The organism is Pseudomonas fluorescens group sp. PF-69, from assembly GCF_054481235.1.
The window spans coordinates 2,357,168-2,372,028 of record NZ_JBTMNC010000001.1 but is presented as its reverse complement, the minus strand read 5'-3'; the positions used below and the strand labels follow the sequence as shown (position 1 = coordinate 2,372,028).

Annotated in this window: 15 protein-coding genes; 9 read left to right on the top strand and 6 right to left on the bottom strand. The window is 60.8% G+C overall.

Translation table 11 applies throughout. The features are described 5' to 3' along the window. The first annotated feature begins 60 nt into the window (after positions 1-60). Genes ACX3YF_RS10945 through lnt form a run of 4 tightly spaced genes read left to right on the top strand, consistent with a single transcriptional unit; the run spans position 61 to position 3,937 of the window. A complete protein-coding gene (locus tag ACX3YF_RS10945) occupies positions 61-1,065 on the top strand; it encodes a PhoH family protein (RefSeq protein WP_103403448.1) in 1,005 nt (334 codons plus the stop codon). After that, complete coding sequence (gene ybeY / locus ACX3YF_RS10940) at positions 1,058-1,552, top strand: rRNA maturation RNase YbeY (RefSeq protein WP_047533696.1); 495 nt, start codon at positions 1,058-1,060, stop codon at positions 1,550-1,552. Before ACX3YF_RS10945 ends, ybeY begins: the two co-directional genes overlap by 8 nt. Before the next feature lie 5 nt (positions 1,553-1,557). Next, entirely contained in the window at positions 1,558-2,397 is an 840-nt protein-coding gene (locus ACX3YF_RS10935; protein WP_046028710.1) for an HlyC/CorC family transporter, read from the top strand. Positions 2,398-2,413: 16 nt separating this feature from the next. Continuing rightward, a complete protein-coding gene (lnt, locus tag ACX3YF_RS10930) occupies positions 2,414-3,937 on the top strand; it encodes an apolipoprotein N-acyltransferase (protein ID WP_130204657.1) in 1,524 nt (507 codons plus the stop codon). A gap of 76 nt (positions 3,938-4,013) precedes the next feature. Here lnt and ACX3YF_RS10925 read toward each other — a convergent pair whose 3' ends face one another. Beyond that, a complete protein-coding gene (locus tag ACX3YF_RS10925; RefSeq protein WP_204149609.1) occupies positions 4,014-4,775 on the bottom strand; it encodes a YdcF family protein in 762 nt (253 codons plus the stop codon). A 105-nt stretch (positions 4,776-4,880) separates the two neighbouring features. Then, positions 4,881-5,201: a hypothetical protein gene (locus ACX3YF_RS10920; RefSeq protein WP_130204653.1), complete on the bottom strand. Its 321-nt coding sequence runs from the start codon at positions 5,199-5,201 to the stop codon at positions 4,881-4,883. A 280-nt stretch (positions 5,202-5,481) separates the two neighbouring features. Between ACX3YF_RS10920 and leuS the strand changes: the two genes are divergently transcribed. The 5 genes from leuS (at position 5,482) to ACX3YF_RS10895 (ending at position 11,619) form a co-directional block, all read left to right on the top strand. Then, positions 5,482-8,088, top strand: a complete 2,607-nt coding sequence (gene leuS, locus ACX3YF_RS10915; protein WP_458973729.1) for a leucine--tRNA ligase — start codon at positions 5,482-5,484, stop codon at positions 8,086-8,088. Positions 8,089-8,176: 88 nt separating this feature from the next. Further along, positions 8,177-8,782 carry an LPS-assembly lipoprotein LptE gene (locus ACX3YF_RS10910; protein ID WP_458973728.1) on the top strand — a complete coding sequence of 202 codons (606 nt, stop codon included), beginning with the start codon at positions 8,177-8,179 and terminating at the stop codon, positions 8,780-8,782. Positions 8,783-8,821: 39 nt separating this feature from the next. Then, the gene (holA, locus tag ACX3YF_RS10905; RefSeq protein WP_130204647.1) at positions 8,822-9,859 is read left to right on the top strand and encodes a DNA polymerase III subunit delta; all 1,038 of its coding nucleotides are present in this window, start codon (positions 8,822-8,824) and stop codon (positions 9,857-9,859) included. A 210-nt stretch (positions 9,860-10,069) separates the two neighbouring features. Then, entirely contained in the window at positions 10,070-10,234 is a 165-nt protein-coding gene (gene arfA / locus ACX3YF_RS10900) for an alternative ribosome rescue factor ArfA (protein ID WP_065908951.1), read from the top strand. A 62-nt stretch (positions 10,235-10,296) separates the two neighbouring features. Beyond that, complete coding sequence (locus ACX3YF_RS10895) at positions 10,297-11,619, top strand: lytic murein transglycosylase (protein WP_130204645.1); 1,323 nt, start codon at positions 10,297-10,299, stop codon at positions 11,617-11,619. A gap of 110 nt (positions 11,620-11,729) precedes the next feature. Here the strand turns inward: ACX3YF_RS10895 and ACX3YF_RS10890 are convergent, their stop codons facing one another. The 4 genes from ACX3YF_RS10890 to ACX3YF_RS10875 all read right to left on the bottom strand — a co-directional run bounded on the left by ACX3YF_RS10890 (position 11,730) and on the right by ACX3YF_RS10875 (position 14,797). Continuing rightward, a complete protein-coding gene (locus ACX3YF_RS10890) occupies positions 11,730-12,680 on the bottom strand; it encodes a S66 peptidase family protein (protein WP_047533711.1) in 951 nt (316 codons plus the stop codon). Positions 12,681-12,850: 170 nt separating this feature from the next. Further along, positions 12,851-13,873 (bottom strand): lipoyl synthase, encoded by a 1,023-nt coding sequence (gene lipA, locus ACX3YF_RS10885; protein ID WP_047533713.1) that lies wholly within the window; start codon positions 13,871-13,873, stop codon positions 12,851-12,853. Position 13,874: 1 nt separating this feature from the next. Further along, positions 13,875-14,522, bottom strand: coding sequence for a lipoyl(octanoyl) transferase LipB (gene lipB / locus ACX3YF_RS10880; RefSeq protein WP_047533716.1), 648 nt, complete (start codon positions 14,520-14,522; stop codon positions 13,875-13,877). After that, on the bottom strand, positions 14,522-14,797 hold the full coding sequence (locus tag ACX3YF_RS10875) for a DUF493 domain-containing protein (protein ID WP_130204643.1): 276 nt from the start codon (positions 14,795-14,797) through the stop codon (positions 14,522-14,524). Before ACX3YF_RS10875 ends, lipB begins: the two co-directional genes overlap by 1 nt. Positions 14,798-14,861 lie beyond the last annotated feature (64 nt).

Genomic DNA, 14,861 nt, shown 5'->3' with positions numbered 1-14,861 from the left:
CACGCCACTGGCGCTATCCTTGAACTCATCACCATTGCCCCAGGGCGGCTAAATACGACCTTGAACGCACCCATCGAACCACATCGTTTTATCCTCGAGCCTTTTGAAGCTCGCCGCTTCGCCAATCTGTGCGGGCAATTCGACGAGCATCTGCGCTTGATCGAACAGCGCCTGACCATCGAGATCCGCAACCGCGGAAACCAGTTCGAATTGATCGGCGAACCCAAACACACCACCTCTGCGGAAAACCTGCTGCGCCGCCTGTACCGGGAAACCAAGGGTACGGAGCTGTCGCCGGACATGGTTCACCTGTTCCTGCAGGAATCGGCCGTTGAAGAGCTGGACAATCACTCCCCTGCCGAAGCTTCCGTCGCCCTGCGCACCAAGAAAGGCATGATTCGCCCTCGCGGCTTGAATCAGTTGCGCTACGTGAAGGAAATCCTCGGCAACGACATCAACTTCGGCATTGGTCCGGCCGGTACCGGCAAGACCTATCTGGCGGTTGCCTGCGCGGTCGATGCACTGGAACGCGAGCAGATCCGCCGCATTCTGTTGGTGCGGCCGGCGGTCGAAGCGGGTGAGAAACTCGGCTTCCTGCCTGGGGATCTGTCCCAGAAGATCGACCCGTATTTGCGCCCGCTTTACGACGCGCTCTACGAGATGCTCGGCTTCGAATACGTCGCCAAGCTGATCGAACGCCAGGTGATCGAAGTCGCCCCCTTGGCTTATATGCGCGGGCGCACGCTGAACAACAGCTTCATCATCCTCGACGAAAGCCAGAACACCACCGTCGAGCAAATGAAAATGTTCCTGACCCGGATCGGCTTCGGTTCCACGGCCGTCATCACCGGTGACATCACCCAGGTCGACCTGCCCAAAGGCACCAAATCCGGGTTGCACCACGTGATTGAAGTCCTGAAAGACGTGCCAGGCATCAGCTTTACTCACTTCATGCCCAAGGACGTTGTGCGTCATCCGTTGGTGCAGCGCATTGTCGAAGCCTATGAGCGCTTCGAGAACCGTGTGACCGATGAAGCACCAAAGGACAGCCGCCGCGATGCTTGAGCTTGATCTGCAACTGGCTACCCAGGCACCCGCCCCCGGCGAGGCCGAGTTCCGCCAATGGTGCGAACTGGCCCTGCGCCAGCGCAGCGCCGACTCCGAGATGACCATTCGTCTGGTCGACGAAGCCGAAGGCCGCGAACTGAATCACACCTGGCGGCAAAAGGATTACGCCACTAACGTCCTGTCATTCCCTGCCGACGTACCCGACGAGTTTCTCGACATCCCGTTGCTGGGCGATCTGGTGATCTGCGTGGCCGTGGTCGAGCGCGAAGCCGCCGAACAGGGCAAGGAACTCAAGGCCCACTGGGCTCATCTGGTGATTCACGGCTGCTTGCATCTACTGGGTTACGACCATATAGATGACGACGAAGCCGAAGAAATGGAAGCACTGGAACGAACGTTGCTTGCAGAATTGGGCTATCCCGATCCGTACGCGGACGACGAAACCGAAACATCCCCAACCGTTACAACAAAGGATTCAGAGTAATCGCTATGAGCGAAGATCGATCGAGCAACGGGCAAAAGTCCTGGCTGGGTAAGCTCACCCAGGCTTTTGCCCATGAGCCGAAAAACCGCCAGGAGCTGCTGGAGCTGCTGCGCGACGCACACCAAAACAAACTGCTGGACAGCGAAGCGCTGGCCATCGTCGAAGGCGCCATCCAGGTCGCTGACCTGCAAGTACGGGACATCATGGTCCCGCGCTCGCAGATGGTCAGCATCAAGGCGACCCAGACTCCCCGCGAGTTCCTGCCCGCCGTGGTCGACTCGGCCCACTCCCGCTACCCGGTGATCGGCGAAAGCCACGATGACGTGATGGGCGTGTTGCTGGCCAAGGACTTGCTGCCGTTGATCCTTCGGGAGAACGGCGACAGCTTCAATATCAAGGATCTGCTGCGCCCGGCCACGTTCGTGCCGGAGTCCAAGCGCCTGAACGTGCTGCTGCGCGAGTTCCGCGCCAACCATAACCACATGGCCATCGTCATTGACGAATATGGCGGCGTGGCGGGCCTGGTGACCATCGAAGACGTGCTCGAACAGATTGTCGGCGACATCGAAGACGAACACGATGTCGAAGAAGACAGCTACATCAAGCCGCTGCCAAGCGGTGATTTCCTGATCAAGGCACTGACGCCGATCGAGAACTTCAACGAGTTCTTCGACAGTGAATTCTCCGATGACGAGTTCGACACCGTCGGCGGCCTGGTGATGAGTGCATTCGGGCATCTTCCAAAACGCAACGAAATCACCGAAATCGGCCCGTACCGCTTCCGCATCCTGAATGCCGACAGTCGTCGGATTCACCTGCTGCGCCTGACGCCAATCGCCCGGTAAAACATTAAGGATTGAAATGCGCTGGACAACCCGCCCCGGCTGGCCCGGTAACCTGCTGGCCGTGGCGGCCGGTGCAATCACCACCCTGGCCCTGGCGCCGTTCGATATCTGGCCATTGGCACTGCTGGCGGTCGGGCTTTTCTATGCCGGTCTGCGCGAACTGAGCCCTCGCCAGGCACTCGGCCGTGGCTGGTGTTTCGGTTTTGGCCTGTTCGGTGCCGGTACCAGTTGGATCTACTACAGCATTCACAACTTCGGTGGCGCCTCGGTGTTGCTGGCCGGGTTCCTGATGCTGCTGTTCACGGCGGCGATTGCCTGGTTCTTTGCGCTGCCCGCCTGGCTCTGGGCGCGCTGGCTACGACGCAACGAAGCGCCACTGGCCGACGCCCTTGCATTCGCCGCGCTGTGGGTAGGCCAGGAGGCCTTCCGCGGCTGGTTCCTGACCGGCTTCCCGTGGCTCTATTCCGGCTACAGCCAGCTCGATGGCCCACTGACGGGGCTCGCCCCCGTTGGCGGTATGTGGCTGATTTCCTTCACCCTGGCCCTGACCGCTGCGCTGATCTACAACGGTATGCGCCTGGTGCGCACGGGTCGTAAAGGCTTCATCGCGGCTGGCGCCCTGCTGCTGGTCGGCCCCTGGGTCGCCGGCATGGCCCTCAAGCACCACGCCTGGACCAGCCCGGCGGGCGCACCACTGAGTGTCGCGGCGATCCAGGGCAATATCGAACAGAGCATGAAATGGGACCCGGCGCAGCTCAATGCACAACTGGAGCTTTATCGCGACATGAGCTTCAGCTCCAAACGCGTCGACCTGCTGATCTGGCCGGAAACCGCAGTCCCGGTGCTCAAGGAGTCCGCCGAGGGTTACCTGAACATGATGGGGAATTTTGCCGCAGAACGTCACTCGGCGTTGATTACCGGCGTGCCGATTCGCCAGATGGTCCATCACGAAAAACGCTTCTACAACGGCATCACCGTGGTCGGTGAAGGCGATGGCACGTACCTCAAGCAGAAACTGGTGCCGTTTGGCGAATACGTTCCACTGCAGGATGTGCTGCGCGGGTTGATCGCCTTCTTCGACCTGCCGATGTCGGACTTTGCCCGAGGCCCGGCCGACCAGGCCATGTTGCAGGCCAAGGGTTACCAGATTGCGCCGTTCATCTGCTACGAAGTGGTGTATCCGGAGTTCGCTGCCGGCCTCGCGGCACAAAGCGATTTGCTGCTGACCATCAGCAACGACACCTGGTTCGGCACCTCGATCGGTCCGCTGCAACACTTGCAGATGGCGCAGATGCGCGCGCTGGAGGCCGGACGCTGGATGATCCGCGCCACCAACAACGGCGTGACCGGCCTGATCAACCCGTTCGGCCAGATCACCGCGCAGATCCCGCAGTTCGAGCGCGGCATCCTGTATGGCGAAGTGGTGCCGATGCACAACCTGACGCCTTATCTTCAATGGCGTTCGTGGCCGTTGATCATTGTTTGCGTGCTGTTGTTTGGCTGGGCACTGATTGCCAGCCGGATGGCCAAAACGGTCTGACTTGCGGGCCCTGGACAGAGGGCTTTTTGTGGTGAGGGAGCACACGCCCTCACCACAGGGTGTTGACCAGCCCTCGCTATCGGTAAAACAACGAATACCCCACCTGCCCCACCGCTTCATTCAGCAACTGCCCGCTCTGCCAGATCGACTTGAATTCCGGCATCCAGCCACCCAGCGGCCGGGCATTGTCCACGCCTAAAAAACCCACGGGCGCAGACACCACTTCAAACCCTGCCTTCTGAAAGCTCCAGACAGCTCGCGGCATGTGCCAGGCCTGAGTCACCACCACCACGCGCTTGATGCCTTCAGGCAACAACACTTCAGCGCTGAATTTCGCGTTTTCCCAGGTCGTACGGCTGCGCCCTTCCTGCCACCGAACAGTGACGCCGAAATCATCGTGCAGCGAATCGGCCATCAACCGGGCCTCGGTCGGCGGCGTGCCGTAATGCAGGCCGCCACTGGTCAGCACCGGCAAGCCCGAGGCCTTGGCCAGGCGCGCCGCATAGCGTTCGCGCTCCAGGCCCACGCCCGTCGGCTGATCCGCTCCCCATGCCGGATCGCCCCGCTCGCGCCCCGAACCCAATACCACGATCGCATCGGCATGCCGAGCCAAAGTGGCCCACTCCTCGCGAGCCAACGGTGGCTCGCGCTCAAGCAACTGGGCGCCCCATTGCACCACGATGGGCAAGCTCATCAACCAGAAGCCGCCCAGGCCCAGGGCAAAGCACATTGCGGCGAGCCTCGGCCTTGAACGGCGCCACCACCAGGCAAGCGCCAGCAGTAGCAACAGAATGCCCGGCGGCAACAGAAGTTGTTTTAAGAAATAACGAAAAGGCATCGAGCATCTCCATGAAGATGCCCGAAGCCTAAGTGGGTTGACGTAATGCGACAATCAATATGGAAAGGCTATGCTTCGAAAAACCCGGGAGCATGACGCCATGCCTTACTTGCAATGCAGAGACCGGACCTTTACCGCGTCTCTGCCGGGTGTTTTGTCCTTGAGCCAGATGATCTTGGCTGAATGCGGCGCATCAAGTTGCTTCACTGCCTCGGACAAGCATCCGTGCGTTTCACGCTCACAACGATCCAGATACGCCTTGACCAGAGCAAACTCTGCGGGGCTCAGACCACGCAATTCCAGCTCCAGCGGACGCTCATCACGCAACCGGCCTGCGGTTTTTGCCGCTTCCAGGGCCATTCCAAGACGATCTATCAGTCTTTCATATAACTCCGGTTTTGTAGCTTTTTGCTGTGAATCAACCATCCCTCACCTCATTGGAAGATAAAACCTACTCCCCAGTTAGAGCTTAGCCTCCATGAACAAACCGACTGAACGCCGCGACCAACGGCCCTCGTAGCGTTTTTTGCGAGACGCGCGGCAGTAATCAGGGTTTCCCTCGATAGAGTGCGGTCATGTATGCTACGGCGCTTCCTGTAACTCCACTTCCAGCTCGCCTGGGCAGCGAAACGCCGAATTGGCGCATTCACGGTCCAGCGTCGCATTGAAGAGGATTAGGCCACCCCTATTCAGTTCAAAAGTAGCCATGCACGAACAATATCAGCCCCGTGAAATCGAAGCCGCCGCCCAATCGTTCTGGGACGAGCAAAAGTCCTTTGAAGTCAGTGAACAGCCAGGCAAGGAGACTTACTACTGCCTGTCGATGTTCCCTTACCCCAGCGGCAAGCTACACATGGGGCACGTGCGCAACTACACCATCGGCGACGTGATCTCCCGCTATCAGCGCATGCAAGGCAAGAACGTCCTGCAACCCATGGGTTGGGACGCCTTCGGCATGCCGGCGGAAAACGCCGCGATGAAGAACAACGTGGCACCGGCCAAGTGGACCTACGAAAACATCGCCTACATGAAATCCCAGCTGCGCAGCCTGGGCCTGGCGGTGGACTGGTCGCGCGAAGTGACCACCTGCAAGCCTGACTACTACCGCTGGGAACAATGGCTGTTCACCCGCCTGTTCGAAAAAGGCGTGATCTACCGCAAGAACGGCACCGTGAACTGGGACCCGGTCGACCAGACCGTCCTGGCCAACGAGCAGGTCATCGACGGTCGCGGCTGGCGTTCCGGCGCGCTGATCGAGAAGCGCGAAATCCCGATGTACTACTTCAAGATCACCGCCTACGCGGATGAACTGCTGGAGAGTCTCGACGAGCTGACTGGCTGGCCTGAACAGGTCAAGACCATGCAGCGCAACTGGATCGGCAAATCCCGCGGCATGGAAGTGCAGTTCCCGTACAACGTCGATTCCATCGGCGAAGCCGGCGCACTGAAAGTCTTCACCACCCGTCCGGACACCCTGATGGGCGCCACCTACGTCGCCGTGGCCGCCGAGCACCACCTGGCCACCCTGGCCGCGCAGAACAATCCTGAGCTGCAGGCGTTCATCGCTGAATGCAAGGGCGGCAGCGTCGCCGAAGCCGATGTCGCCACCCAGGAGAAGAAAGGCGTTCCGACCGGCCTGTTCGTCGAACACCCGCTGACCGGTGAAAAGCTGCCGGTCTGGGTCGCCAACTACGTGCTGATGCATTACGGCGATGGCGCGGTGATGGCCGTTCCAGCCCACGACGAACGCGATTTCGAATTCGCCCACAAGTACAACCTGCCGGTCAAATCCGTGGTGCGCACCAGCTCCGGTGACGTCAACCCGGCACCGTGGCAGGACGCCTATGGCGAACACGGCACGCTGATCAACTCCGGCGAATTCGACGGCCTCGACTTCGCCGGCGCCTTCGACGCCATTGAAGTGGCACTGATCAAGAAAAACCTCGGCGCCTCGCGCACCCAGTTCCGTCTGCGTGACTGGGGCATCAGCCGTCAACGCTACTGGGGCTGCCCGATCCCGATCATTCACTGCGATACCTGCGGTGACGTGCCGGTACCGGAAGATCAACTGCCGGTCGTGCTGCCGGAAGACGTCGTACCCGACGGCGCCGGCTCGCCACTGGCGCGCATGCCCGAGTTCTACGAGTGCAGCTGCCCGAAATGCGGCCAGCCTGCCAAGCGTGAAACCGACACCATGGACACCTTCGTCGAGTCCTCGTGGTACTACGCCCGCTACGCCTCGCCGCACTTTGAAGGTGGCCTGGTGGAAAAATCCGCGGCTGACCACTGGCTGCCGGTGGATCAGTACATTGGCGGTATCGAACACGCGATTCTTCACCTGCTCTATGCGCGCTTCTTCCACAAGCTGATGCGCGACGAAGGCCTGGTGAGCTCCAACGAACCGTTCAAGAACCTGCTGACCCAGGGCATGGTGATCGCCGAGACTTACTATCGTCGCGAAGCCAACGGTGCCTACACCTGGTTCAACCCGGCGGACGTGGAACTCGAACGCGACAGCAAGGCCAAGGTCATCAGCGCCAAATTGAAATCCGACGGCCTGCCGGTGGAAATCGGTGGCACCGAGAAGATGGCCAAGTCGAAGAACAACGGCGTTGACCCGCAGTCGATGATCGATCAGTTCGGCGCAGACACCTGCCGCCTGTTCATGATGTTCGCCTCGCCACCGGACATGAGCGCGGAATGGTCCGACTCCGGGGTGGAAGGTTCGCACCGCTTCCTCAAGCGCGTCTGGCGCCTGGCTCAAGCGCACGTCACTCAGGGCCTGCCGGGAAAACTCGACGTGGCCAGCCTGAACGACGAGCAGAAAGCCATTCGCCGCTCGATCCACCAGGCCATCAAGCAGGCCAGCCACGACGTCGGCCAGAACCACAAATTCAACACCGCCATCGCCCAGGTGATGACGCTGATGAACGTGCTGGAAAAAGCCCCGCAAGGCACCGGGCAGGATCGCGCACTGGTTCAGGAAGGCCTGGAAACCGTGACCCTGCTGCTGGCCCCGATCACCCCGCACATCAGTCACGAGCTGTGGAATCAACTGGGTCACGCCGCCCCGGTGATCGACGCCGCCTGGCCAGTGCTGGACGAGAGCGCGCTGGTACAGGACAGCCTGCAACTGGTGATCCAGGTCAACGGCAAACTGCGCGGCCATATCGACATGCCGGCCAGCGCCAGCCGTGAAGAAGTCGAAGCCGCCGCACGCGCCAACGAGAACGTGCTGCGTTTCGTCGACGGTCTGACCATTCGGAAAGTGATCGTGGTGCCCGGGAAACTGGTCAACATCGTCGCCAGCTAATTGGATCAGGCGCCAGGTCATGCCTGGCGCCGCGTAAAACCTTTCGGGCCGCATGATCGGCCCACATGGTTTCAAGGGGAGCAACACAATGATCAAACGCAATTTGCTGGTGATGGGCCTTGCGGTCCTGCTGAGCGCCTGCGGTTTCCAGCTGCGTGGCACCGGCACTACAGAACTGGCGATCAAGGAGCTCGACCTGAGCGCGCGCAACGCCTACGGCGAAACCGTGACGCAAATGCGCCAGGTGCTGGAAAGCAGCGGCGTCAAGGTCTACACCGGCGCACCTTACAAACTGGTGCTGACCGATGAGCAGGAAAACCAGCGCATCCTCAGTTACGCCGGCGCCGGTCGTACTGGCGAGTACCAGGTCACCACCGTCCTCAACTACGACATCCGTGGTAAAAACAACCTGGATCTGCTGAGCGACAAACTTGAAGTTCAGAAGATCTTCATCCACGACGGCAACAACCTGGTAGGTTCCGACCAGGAAGCTGCAACAGCCCGGGGCGAAACCCGTCGCGAGCTGACTCAGAGCATGATGCTGCGCCTGCAACAACTGACCCCGGCCCAGCTCGATCAGTTGCAGCAGACTGCCGATGCCAGGGCCAAGGCTGAAGCCGCGGCGCTGGAAGCGGCGCAGAAGGCTGAAGCGGAAACTCCGCGTCAGTCGCCTCTCGAACTGCCGAAGCAGTAAGACTTGCGGGGCGCTCAGGCGCCCCGTTCGCCCTCGCCTATGAAACTCGCCCCCGCCCAACTCGGCAAACACCTGCAAGGCGCCCTCGCGCCGGTCTACGTCATCAGTGGCGACGACCCCTTGCTGTGTCAGGAAGCCGCCGACGCCATCCGCGCTGCCGCACGCCAGCAAGGTTTTGATGAACGCCAGGTCTTTGCCGCCGATGCCAGTTTCGACTGGGGTACGCTGCTGCAAGCCGGTGCCAGCATGTCGTTGTTCGCCGAAAAACGCCTGCTGGAACTGCGTCTGCCCTCCGGCAAGCCCGGTGACAAGGGCGCCGCCGCGCTCATCGAGTACTGCTCGCGACCGGCCGAAGACACGGTGCTGTTGATCAGCCTGCCAAAGCTCGATGGCAGCGCGCAGAAAACCAAGTGGGGCAAGGCGTTGGTCGAAGGCCCGCAAACCCAGTTCGTGCAGATCTGGCCGGTGGATGTCAGCCAGTTGCCGAGCTGGATCCGACAGCGACTGTCCCAGGCCGGGCTTTCCGCCAGCCAGGATGCGGTCGAGCTGATCGCCGCGCGGGTCGAAGGCAACCTGCTGGCCGCCGCCCAGGAAATCGAAAAACTCAAGCTGATGGCCGAAGGTGGTCAGATCACGATCGAAACCGTGCAGGCAGCGGTGGCCGACAGTGCACGCTTCGATGTCTTCGGGCTGACCGATGCGATTCTCAACGGCGAAGCCGCCCATGCCCTGCGCATGCTCGAAGGGCTGCGCGGGGAAGGCGTCGAACCGCCGGTCATTCTCTGGGCGCTGGCCCGGGAACTGCGCCTGCTGGCCAATATCTCGTTGCAATACAGCCAGGGAACTCCCCTGGACAAAGCCTTCAGCCAGGCCAAGCCACCTGTCTGGGACAAGCGCAAGCCACTGATGAGCAAAGCCCTGCAACGTTATTCGGCGCAACGCTGGGCGCAGTTGCTACTCGAAGCGCAGCGCATCGATGCACAGATCAAGGGCCAGGCCGCCGGCTCGCCCTGGATGAGCCTGAGTCGGTTGACGTTGCTGATGGCGGGCCAGCGCCTTACGCTGCCTGCCGAGTAACCCCGCCCCCCCTGTAGGAGCGAGCCTGCTCGCGATGGTCGTTAACGATAACGCGGGGAGTCTGGCTCCCCGCAGTGTTCCTGATTCCATCGCGAGCAGGCTCGCTCCTACAGGGTACGGCGTATTTACTGACAACCCGCCCTATAGACAGAACCCCAACTTCAGCCGATGATTTGCTCCGCAAAAACCACTCACTTGCGAGAATCCATCATGAGCAAAAAGCCGTCCAGACACGGCCCCAACAAGGCCAAATCCATCATCGCCCAGCCACTGTTCCGCAGCCGTCAGGAACGAGCCGGCAAGGGCAAAGGCAGCTACCGCCGCGAAGCCTTCCAGTCTAATAGCTGGGAGGCTTCTTACTTTCTGGCAGCCTGAAAGGCATGCATCCGCTCAACATGTTAAGGTCTGCACCTGATCCGTTTTCCCTGGACCCGTGCATGCCCCTTTGTCTTTCCCGTCGTTGGCACCTGCGCCAATTGATAGCTGCCTCCAGCCTCATTTTGCTAGTCGCCTGCGCGGAAAAACCCACCGCCGCCGACGCCCAGCCGCTTCAGACCCTTCCTGTCACCACCGCCCCTGCAGTGGTAGCGCCAGTGGTACCAAGCGACGACAATCTCGACATCCAGCCGACCCAGACCTTCGCCGAATGGCAGGCCGGTTTCCGCAAGGACGCCATGGCCGCCGGTATTCGCGCCGACCTCTTCGACCGCGCCTTCGCCAACATCAGCTTCGACCCCAGCGTGATTCGTGCCGACCGCAGCCAACCGGAATTCACCCGGCCGGTATGGGAATACCTGGACGGCGCCCTGTCACCACTGCGAGTGCGTAAGGGGCAGTCACTGGTCAGCCAATACGACGGCATTCTTCAAAGCATCGAGCAGCGATACGGCGTCGATCGCCAGGCCCTGGTCGCCGTGTGGGGCATGGAAAGTAACTTCGGCCAATTCCAGGGCAACAAGTCGGTGATCAACTCGCTGGCGACCCTGGCCTATGAAGGCCGACGCCCCGGCTTCGCCCACGCGCAATTGATCGCCGCTTTGCAGATCCTGCAACAAGGCGACATCGAACCGGAGAAAATGCTCGGTTCCTGGGCCGGCGCCATGGGCCAGACCCAATTCATCCCGACCACCTACAACACCCACGCCGTGGACTTCGATGGCGACGGTCGCCGAGATATCTGGGGCAGTGCCAGCGACGCCCTCGCGTCAACTGCGCATTACCTGCAAAGCTCCGGATGGCAGAAAGGCCAGCCATGGGGCTTCGAAGTGCAACTGCCGGGCAACTTCAATTACATGCTGGCTGACGGCACAATTCGTAAAAGTGTCGCCGAATGGCGCCAACTGGGTATCACGCTGCCCAATGGCGGGCAGGTCCCGCCAGGCACCGAGCAACTGTCTGCGGCCTTGCTGCTGCCAGCCGGTTATCGCGGCCCGGCATTCCTCGTGCTCGATAACTTCCGGGCGATCCTCAAGTACAACAACTCTTCGTCCTACGCCCTGGCGGTGAGCCTGTTGGCCGAGCGTTTCAACGGTGCGGGCCTGATCAACGGCTCCTGGCCGAAAGATGATTTGCCATTGAGCCGTACGGAGCGCATTGAACTGCAAAACCTGCTGAGCGCGCAGAACTACGATGCGGGCACTGCCGACGGCATCATCGGCGCCAACACGCGCAAGGCGATCCGCAGCGCCCAGCAGTCATTCGGCTGGCCGGCCGATGGTTACCCGACGCACAAGTTGCTGGAAGGTCTTCGCAGCCGCTGAAAGCATCGCGGGCAAGCCCCCACTGACATCACGCTGCATGCAAATACTGCATTCACCTTGATGCCAGAGGGGGACTTGCCCGCGATGACGACTTGTCAGGCCGTGACGTTCTAGCGCCTGATCACCACATCCTGTTCCAGCACCAGCTCTTGCCTGCCCGCATTCAGCCTGACCAGCGCGCCCATGGGCAACGTCAAATTCGGGTCACAATGCCCGCTGCGCCACCCGGACAGCACCGGAATCCGAAATGGCTCGAACGCCTGCTTGAGCAATCGATCCAGGGAGGACACATCGACCCCCGCCACGTCCCCGACCAGAACGCCACGCAGCTTGCGCAGCGTCCCGGCGAGTCGCAGATGAGTCAGTAAGCGATCGATGCGATACAGCGGTTCGTTGATGTCTTCGATAAACAGGATGACACCCTCGGCGTCGATCTCGTAAGGCGTGCCCATGGTCGCGGCAATCATCGACAGGTTCCCACCCAGCAAACGCCCGTGAGCGATGCCAGGCGCGATGGTGGTCAATGGGTAGGCCTCGGGGTGCGCGAGCACGCTGCCCGCCTTCAAATGGCCGCGCAGCATGTTGAGGAACGAAGACTCGGTGGGTTGTTGTCGTTTGCCGAGAAGGTCGGCGTTGAGCAGTGGACCATGGAACGTCACAAACCCTGCATGGCGACTGATCGCCAGATGCAACGCAGTAATGTCGCTATAACCGATGAATGGCTTGGCGTTATTGCGCAGCAACTCGAAATCGATACGGTCAAGCAAGCGTGGCGTGCCGTAACCACCTCGCAGGCAGATGATGGCGTCGACTTCAGGATCGGCAAATGCCGCATGCAAATCGTTCAGCCGCACCTCATCGCTACCGGCCAGGTAGCCTTCCTTTTCGTAGACGCCGGGAAACACTTTGAGCGAATAGCCTCGGGCGCGCATCCACTGCACGGCCTTGTGGGTGTCCAGCGCAGCGGGACCGGCAGGCGCAATGACGCCAATCAGCCCTTCCATCGGCAATGCCGGAACGGGAGCATTTGGACAAAGAGTGTGGGTCGGTGGAACTGTCATCCATATCTCCCTGCGTGAAATCCTCAACACACAGTAGTCAGGAATGGGCACAAACAGAAGAGGCTTCTTTGCCCCGCAGGTTGCAGGAAAAATCGGTGATGGCCGTGGACAGGACAAAAAAATGCCCGCCTGGCTCAATGCCTGGCGGGCGTTTTCCTGTCTTCAGCGCATCAGGACGACATCAACTCGGCCTTGACCAGCTTCGCCTGCTCGTCGGCGTGGTACGAGGAGCGGACCAGCGGACCGGAAGCGACGTTCTTGAAGCCCATCTTGTAACCTTCCTCGGCGAACCAGGCGAAGGTGTCCGGGTGCACGAAACGCTGCACCGGCAAGTGGCTGCGGGACGGTTGCAGGTACTGGCCCAGGGTCAACATGTCGATGTCGTGTTCGCGCATGCGCTTCATGACTTCGATGACTTCTTCATCGGTCTCGCCCAGACCCAGCATCAGGCCCGACTTGGTCGGAATGTGCGGCATCATCTGCTTGAAGCGTTGCAGCAGGGTCAGCGACCACTGGTAGTCCGACCCCGGACGCGCAGCCTTGTAGAGGCGCGGCACGGTTTCCAGGTTGTGGTTGAACACATCCGGCGGCTCGGCCGCGGTGATTTCCAGCGCGATGTCCATGCGGCCACGGTAGTCCGGCACCAGGGTTTCGAGCTGAACGTTTGGCGACAGTTTGCGGATTTCGCGGATGCAGTCGGCAAAGTGCTGGGCACCGCCGTCACGCAGGTCGTCGCGGTCTACCGAGGTGATCACCACGTATTTGAGACGCAGGTCAGCGATGGCGATGGCCAGGCTTTCCGGCTCATTGACATCCAGTGGCTTCGGACGACCATGGCCCACATCGCAGAACGGGCAGCGACGGGTGCAGATGTCACCCATGATCATGAAGGTCGCGGTACCGCCGGAGAAGCACTCGCCCAGGTTCGGGCAGGAGGCCTCTTCGCACACGCTGTGCAGTTTGTGTTTGCGCAACAGGGCCTTGATGCGGTCGACCTCCGGGGATACCGGGATACGAACGCGAATCCAGTCAGGCTTTTTCGGCAGCTCGGTGGTCGGAATGATCTTTACCGGAATGCGTGCAACCTTCTCGGCGCCGCGCAGCTTTACGCCGGCTTCAACCTTGGCACGCGGGGCCGGACGATCAGTGACATCCTGCGTCGGGATCATGGTTTGCACTGCATCAGTAGTCATATCAGTCGATTCCGCCCGTTAGGGTCGTCTGCTCAGCATAGTCGAGGTGTTTGACGAGCTGCGCGCGCAGCCGGGCACTTACCTCGGCAAATTCAATCGATCCTGCGTGATCGCTCAGCTGGGTCATCGCCAGCCCGGCGTAGCCGCAGGGATTAATCCGTCGAAACGGTTCCAGGTTCATGTCCACGTTCAGGGCCAGGCCATGAAAGGAACAACCGTGGCGGATCCGCAGACCCAGGGATGCGATTTTCGCTCCGTCGACGTAGACACCCGGCGCATCCGGCTTGGCCGCAGCCGTCACGCCATAACTGGCGAGCAGCTCGATCAGGCACGTCTCCATTCGGGTCACCAGGTCACGGACACCGAAACCCAGCTTGCGCACGTCCAGCAGCAGGTAGGCCACCAATTGCCCGGGGCCGTGATACGTCACCTGGCCACCGCGGTCAACCTGCACCACCGGAATATCTCCCGGCAGCAACAGGTGTTCGGCCTTGCCGGCCTGGCCCTGGGTGAACACCGGCGGGTGCTCTACCAGCCAGATTTCGTCGGCGGCATCGCTGCCGCGTTCGTTGGTGAAGCGTTGCATGGCATGCCAGACCGGTTCGTAAGCCATCTGGCCGAGTTCGCGAAAGCCCAGCGTGCCAGGCATCACAGCACCATGTGCACGAAGCCGGTCGCCCGCAGTTCGCTGTTGATGTTGTACAGCTGATCCTGGTCGGTGGCGACGATGTGCAACTGAATCGTGGTGTATTTACCGTTGGTGCTCTGGCGCTCATCCACGCGGTCATGGTTGATCGTCGCGTGTTTCCTGACGATCTCGATGATCCTGTCTTTGTTGCCCACGCCAGTATCGCTGATCACCTTAACCGGGTAATCAACGTTGGGGAATTCGATCTTTGGCGCCTTTACTTCGGTATCGGTCATGGCGTAACGGCCTCGTAAGCGTAAGCCGTGGCGACGGGCAAGGCTCCGGGCTGGATCAGCACGG

Excerpts from the sequence above, each read along its gene's own strand:
- ybeY (WP_047533696.1), top strand. The coding sequence starts at position 1,058 with ATGCTTGAGCTTGATCTGCAACTGGCTACCCAGGCACCCGCCCCCGGC.
- ACX3YF_RS10935 (WP_046028710.1), top strand. The coding sequence starts at position 1,558 with ATGAGCGAAGATCGATCGAGCAACGGGCAAAAGTCCTGGCTGGGTAAG.
- lnt (WP_130204657.1), top strand. The coding sequence starts at position 2,414 with ATGCGCTGGACAACCCGCCCCGGCTGGCCCGGTAACCTGCTGGCCGTG.
- ACX3YF_RS10925 (WP_204149609.1), bottom strand. The coding sequence starts at position 4,775 with ATGCCTTTTCGTTATTTCTTAAAACAACTTCTGTTGCCGCCGGGCATT.
- ACX3YF_RS10920 (WP_130204653.1), bottom strand. The coding sequence starts at position 5,201 with ATGGTTGATTCACAGCAAAAAGCTACAAAACCGGAGTTATATGAAAGA.
- leuS (WP_458973729.1), top strand. The coding sequence starts at position 5,482 with ATGCACGAACAATATCAGCCCCGTGAAATCGAAGCCGCCGCCCAATCG.
- ACX3YF_RS10910 (WP_458973728.1), top strand. The coding sequence starts at position 8,177 with ATGATCAAACGCAATTTGCTGGTGATGGGCCTTGCGGTCCTGCTGAGC.
- holA (WP_130204647.1), top strand. The coding sequence starts at position 8,822 with ATGAAACTCGCCCCCGCCCAACTCGGCAAACACCTGCAAGGCGCCCTC.
- arfA (WP_065908951.1), top strand. The coding sequence starts at position 10,070 with ATGAGCAAAAAGCCGTCCAGACACGGCCCCAACAAGGCCAAATCCATC.
- ACX3YF_RS10895 (WP_130204645.1), top strand. The coding sequence starts at position 10,297 with ATGCCCCTTTGTCTTTCCCGTCGTTGGCACCTGCGCCAATTGATAGCT.
- ACX3YF_RS10890 (WP_047533711.1), bottom strand. The coding sequence starts at position 12,680 with ATGACAGTTCCACCGACCCACACTCTTTGTCCAAATGCTCCCGTTCCG.
- lipA (WP_047533713.1), bottom strand. The coding sequence starts at position 13,873 with ATGACTACTGATGCAGTGCAAACCATGATCCCGACGCAGGATGTCACT.
- lipB (WP_047533716.1), bottom strand. The coding sequence starts at position 14,522 with ATGCCTGGCACGCTGGGCTTTCGCGAACTCGGCCAGATGGCTTACGAA.
- ACX3YF_RS10875 (WP_130204643.1), bottom strand. The coding sequence starts at position 14,797 with ATGACCGATACCGAAGTAAAGGCGCCAAAGATCGAATTCCCCAACGTT.